This window comes from Chromobacterium sp. FG89, assembly GCF_057808735.1.
This window is the reverse complement of the sequence record NZ_JBMDIQ010000057.1, coordinates 1-3,439: the sequence shown is the minus strand read 5'-3', so window position 1 is coordinate 3,439 and position 3,439 is coordinate 1. Positions and strand designations below refer to the sequence as shown.

The following is a 3,439-nucleotide window of genomic DNA, read 5'->3' as shown; positions in this document are numbered from 1 at the left end:
CCAAAAAGAAGCCGCCCGGCTGGGGTGAGCGCGGGCGGCCAAGGTACTGCGGGGGGAAACTGGTGGGGCCACACTGGCCCCTGAAGCCGTTGTACTCAGGCCGCTCTCGCCTGTTTGCTGCGTCACACATTGAAGCGGGCCGGTGCTGTGATCTCCGGCATTGTTCCTTCCAGGTGGAAAATCTCGCGGCGGATCGGACACCGCCGGCCACCCTTCTAGTCGCGCATCAGCCTGCGCATTCCGCTTGAATGTGCCGCCTCGTTTAGAAGCGGCGATTCACTCCACACCACCCTCCCCTCATCTGCGATTTAAGGCCCTTGCCATCGTCCGGGTTTAGCCTCTGCCTCCCGGATCGCGCATTGGTTTGAGTGGTACTTTGTGTTTGGCGATGCGCCACCATGAATGCTTGTTGTGATGGGTTTGCGCTTTTGCTCGTGCTGGCGCCCTCGCCGGGCGCTATCCCCACATCCACGTCAGCATGTTGAAACTGGATCGTTGTGCCGTTAGGAGCGCTCACGCGCTTGCACCCGGTCTGATGACTCTCCACACACACTGGCCTTACTGTCGTCTTGCAGGCACCGTTTCGGGATTGCTCCCGGTGGGCGGTTGAACTGGGTTGTTAAGGATCAGTGCCCGGTGTGCTGGGCTGGTGACCTGAATACTATCTTTTCGATATTGGTAAAGCAATATCTTTTCGCTAGCGTTAATGAAAAAAGTTGGCTTGCCGCAACAAACGCACAACGAATTCGCTAGCGACGGAGGTATCTATAAGGAAGAAAAAAGGGGCAATGCCATCACCGGGCTGTGGTTTTTCTGGCCCGGCAAATAGCCTAATGTGAACAATGAGGAGGTCTTAATGCAGATAACGCTTTCAAACCTGCCGGAGGCCGTGGAGCTCTTCAGGCAGCGGACTGGCGCCGTGGTGCACGACGTGGCGGTGCTCAGGCGGGTGCTAATCAAGGTGCGAACTGCGCACGATCTTGAAGCGGCCCTAGCCCTGGTGCGTGCGGCCGCCGGCGGCGCGCCGCTGATCTTGGTGGCCTTCTTCGGCGACCAAGGATTCGACAAAGCGCTGAACATAAACCTCGGCTGGCCCAAGGCCTGGATCACGACTTACTCGGCGAACCAGTTCCATCGCGTTGATCCTGTTGCTTACGGCCCGGCCGGCGCCGTGTTCCCGTGGTCGCCGATGCTGACGACACTGGAGCCACGAACCAAACTCGACGAGCAGTTCGCGCGGGCCGTCAAAGAAAACCAGATGCAATACGGTCTGTCATTCATTGGCGAGTGGCAGGACTGCCGCGTGATTCTGTCGATGATAGGGAAAGAGATAGAGGACGACCGGGAGACTCGCGATTTGCTGGAAGTGCTAATGCCGGATCTGGTGGACGTTGCCTATAGAGTTTTTGCTTCAAACAGAAAAACTTCCCAAATGGAAGTAATTCAGCAAACACTAATAGATCTGTATTGTCACAAGGGATTAAAAAAAGACGAGATAGCATTAGAATTAGGCATGACGAGAAAAGGCGTGGATTACCACATAAATCAGCTCATGGGCCGTTATTCTGCCAACACAATAGAGCAGTTGATGTTCAAGATCGGCGCATGCGAATAGCGCATATCTCTTAAATAATTACTTCAAAAATACGTAGAAATACTGTGTACAGATTTGACTTCCTCTAGGGAAGTGACACTGAACTCCGTCAAATGGGAAAATATCGTCACAACACAACAACATAGTGACAAATGACAGGCCCTACGCTCGACGAAGAAACGGAGTAAGAAATGCAATGCGGTAAAAGTAGCAACACGAATCACCCCTGCATCCACGCGACAAACTGCCATCACTTCAAGGCAATCGTGGACGCGGACGACGAAGAAGGGCCTATCGCCCAGCTGCTGGTTCAGATCCTGCCGTCTGGAAAGCTGCGATTGAGCGGCGCAGATGGTGAGGTTGGGAAAATCCTGAAGTTCTTCTCGTGATAAATGGCGCCTCCCGGCGCCATTATGCTTTCTTGGAGCGAAGGATCAACGCATCGCGCATCAGGTTGAGGAATGTTTCTGTCTCAAGCTCAGCAAGGAGACGGGCCAACTCTTCCATGGAGCGGGCCTCAATTTTAAGCACCTGGCCACCGCCACATATTGGGTGTGGATGATCCATCCATCCGGCAGGCTTGCCGCATCCCTGCTCAAGTTTCCTAGCCAGGTCAGTACCGACGTCACGCGGCTTACCCGTACGCGACGGCACTCGGTTCAGAATCTGGCTCAGATAGGCAGGGGATGTATCGGAAACTTGAGCGACGGCGGCGATGGTGGATCGCTCAACCACCAAGACCCGGAGGTTTGCAAGCCTTACATCTTCAATCTTCATGACGCTTTCTTGGCGTGCTGGGCCAGCGCGTCGGTGATCAGCTTGTGCAGCGCCCCCGTCTCCAACTCGCCCAGAATGCCGGCCAACTCTTCAAGCGAGCTCGCCTCAATACGCTGAATCGCGCCATCACCATTGGGGTGCGGGTGATCCATCCAGCCAGTCGGCTTGCCACAGCCCTGTTCCAGCTTTCTTGCAAGCGCGTGCCCCACTCCTCGCGGGCGACCGCTCGGGAGCAGCACACCGTTCAGGATATGTGAGAGGTAGGCCTCATTGGTATCTGACTGCCGTGCAACCTGGGCGATCGTCTCAAACTCCGCAACCAGCGCCTTCAGATTGACCAAGCGAATGTCTTTAATGTCCATGTCGAACTTATAGCAAAAAGATAGCCAAGCAAGAACGAGCGAAAAGATATTGCCTTTATGCTATCGAAAAGATAGTATTCGACTCATCACCACCAAAGGATGAGTCATGAAGCTTCAAGACCTCTCTCGGCAAGAGCGACTTGTTCTTGCCGAGGCCACCAGCACGAACGAGCAATACCTCTATCAGTGCGGCGTCGGCCTCAAAAACCCCAGCCCCAAACTCTGCAGACGAATCATTGAAGCCGATCCGCGCTTCACTCTGCCCGATCTCCGTCCTGACATCTGGGACGTCAATACGAGCGTAGCAGTCAGCTCGAATGATGAATGCATGAATAGTGAGGCGCAATCATGAGCTCCCGCTACATCCACATCACTGCCGCGGCCCAAACTATCGCGAAGAGCCACCACAACGGCATTGCCGGCCTGGCTGCCGCGATGAAGACATATCCCAAACTGCTGGCCAACAAGCTGAACCCTACCCTCGCCGCCAACCAGCTGACGCTTGAGGAGGCCGCAGAGATCACCGACCGCACGCAAGACCCCGCGATCGCCGACGCACTGGCCGCGCTCTGCAACCGCGTGACTGTGGCCCTGCCCGATGCGGAGATAACCCTCAAGGAGCTCTCCCGCGAGTGCTGCCGGCTGACGACTGAATGCGGCGACGTCGCGCGCGAGATCTCCGAAGCCGAGCAGCCGGATTCCGAGT

At 55.7% G+C, this 3,439-nt stretch carries 6 protein-coding genes; 4 read left to right on the top strand and 2 right to left on the bottom strand.

Translation table 11 applies throughout. The features are described from left to right. Positions 1-856: 856 nt before the first annotated feature. Together ACODRW_RS24185 and ACODRW_RS24180 are read left to right on the top strand one after the other, a co-directional pair. Positions 857-1,615, top strand: coding sequence for an autoinducer binding domain-containing protein (locus ACODRW_RS24185; protein ID WP_488906904.1), 759 nt, complete (start codon positions 857-859; stop codon positions 1,613-1,615). Between the two features lie 170 nt (positions 1,616-1,785). Then, positions 1,786-1,983 carry a hypothetical protein gene (locus ACODRW_RS24180; protein WP_166451991.1) on the top strand — a complete coding sequence of 66 codons (198 nt, stop codon included), beginning with the start codon at positions 1,786-1,788 and terminating at the stop codon, positions 1,981-1,983. Between the two features lie 22 nt (positions 1,984-2,005). Here the strand turns inward: ACODRW_RS24180 and ACODRW_RS24175 are convergent, their stop codons facing one another. Then, positions 2,006-2,371, bottom strand: coding sequence for a hypothetical protein (locus tag ACODRW_RS24175; RefSeq protein ID WP_488906903.1), 366 nt, complete (start codon positions 2,369-2,371; stop codon positions 2,006-2,008). Next, positions 2,368-2,733: a hypothetical protein gene (locus tag ACODRW_RS24170; protein WP_446023778.1), complete on the bottom strand. Its 366-nt coding sequence runs from the start codon at positions 2,731-2,733 to the stop codon at positions 2,368-2,370. Before ACODRW_RS24170 ends, ACODRW_RS24175 begins: the two co-directional genes overlap by 4 nt. A gap of 106 nt (positions 2,734-2,839) precedes the next feature. Here ACODRW_RS24170 and ACODRW_RS24165 point away from each other — a divergent pair, with 106 nt between their 5' ends. Beyond that, positions 2,840-3,085: a hypothetical protein gene (locus tag ACODRW_RS24165; RefSeq protein ID WP_488906902.1), complete on the top strand. Its 246-nt coding sequence runs from the start codon at positions 2,840-2,842 to the stop codon at positions 3,083-3,085. Next, on the top strand, positions 3,082-3,439 hold a 358-nt coding region (locus tag ACODRW_RS24160; RefSeq protein ID WP_488906901.1), incomplete at its 3' end, for a phage regulatory CII family protein. The genes ACODRW_RS24165 and ACODRW_RS24160, both read left to right, overlap by 4 nt.

Coding starts and splice junctions, on each gene's coding strand:
- ACODRW_RS24180 (WP_166451991.1), top strand. CDS start 1,786: ATGCAATGCGGTAAAAGTAGCAACACGAATCACCCCTGCATCCACGCG.
- ACODRW_RS24170 (WP_446023778.1), bottom strand. CDS start 2,733: ATGGACATTAAAGACATTCGCTTGGTCAATCTGAAGGCGCTGGTTGCG.
- ACODRW_RS24185 (WP_488906904.1), top strand. CDS start 857: ATGCAGATAACGCTTTCAAACCTGCCGGAGGCCGTGGAGCTCTTCAGG.
- ACODRW_RS24175 (WP_488906903.1), bottom strand. CDS start 2,371: ATGAAGATTGAAGATGTAAGGCTTGCAAACCTCCGGGTCTTGGTGGTT.
- ACODRW_RS24165 (WP_488906902.1), top strand. CDS start 2,840: ATGAAGCTTCAAGACCTCTCTCGGCAAGAGCGACTTGTTCTTGCCGAG.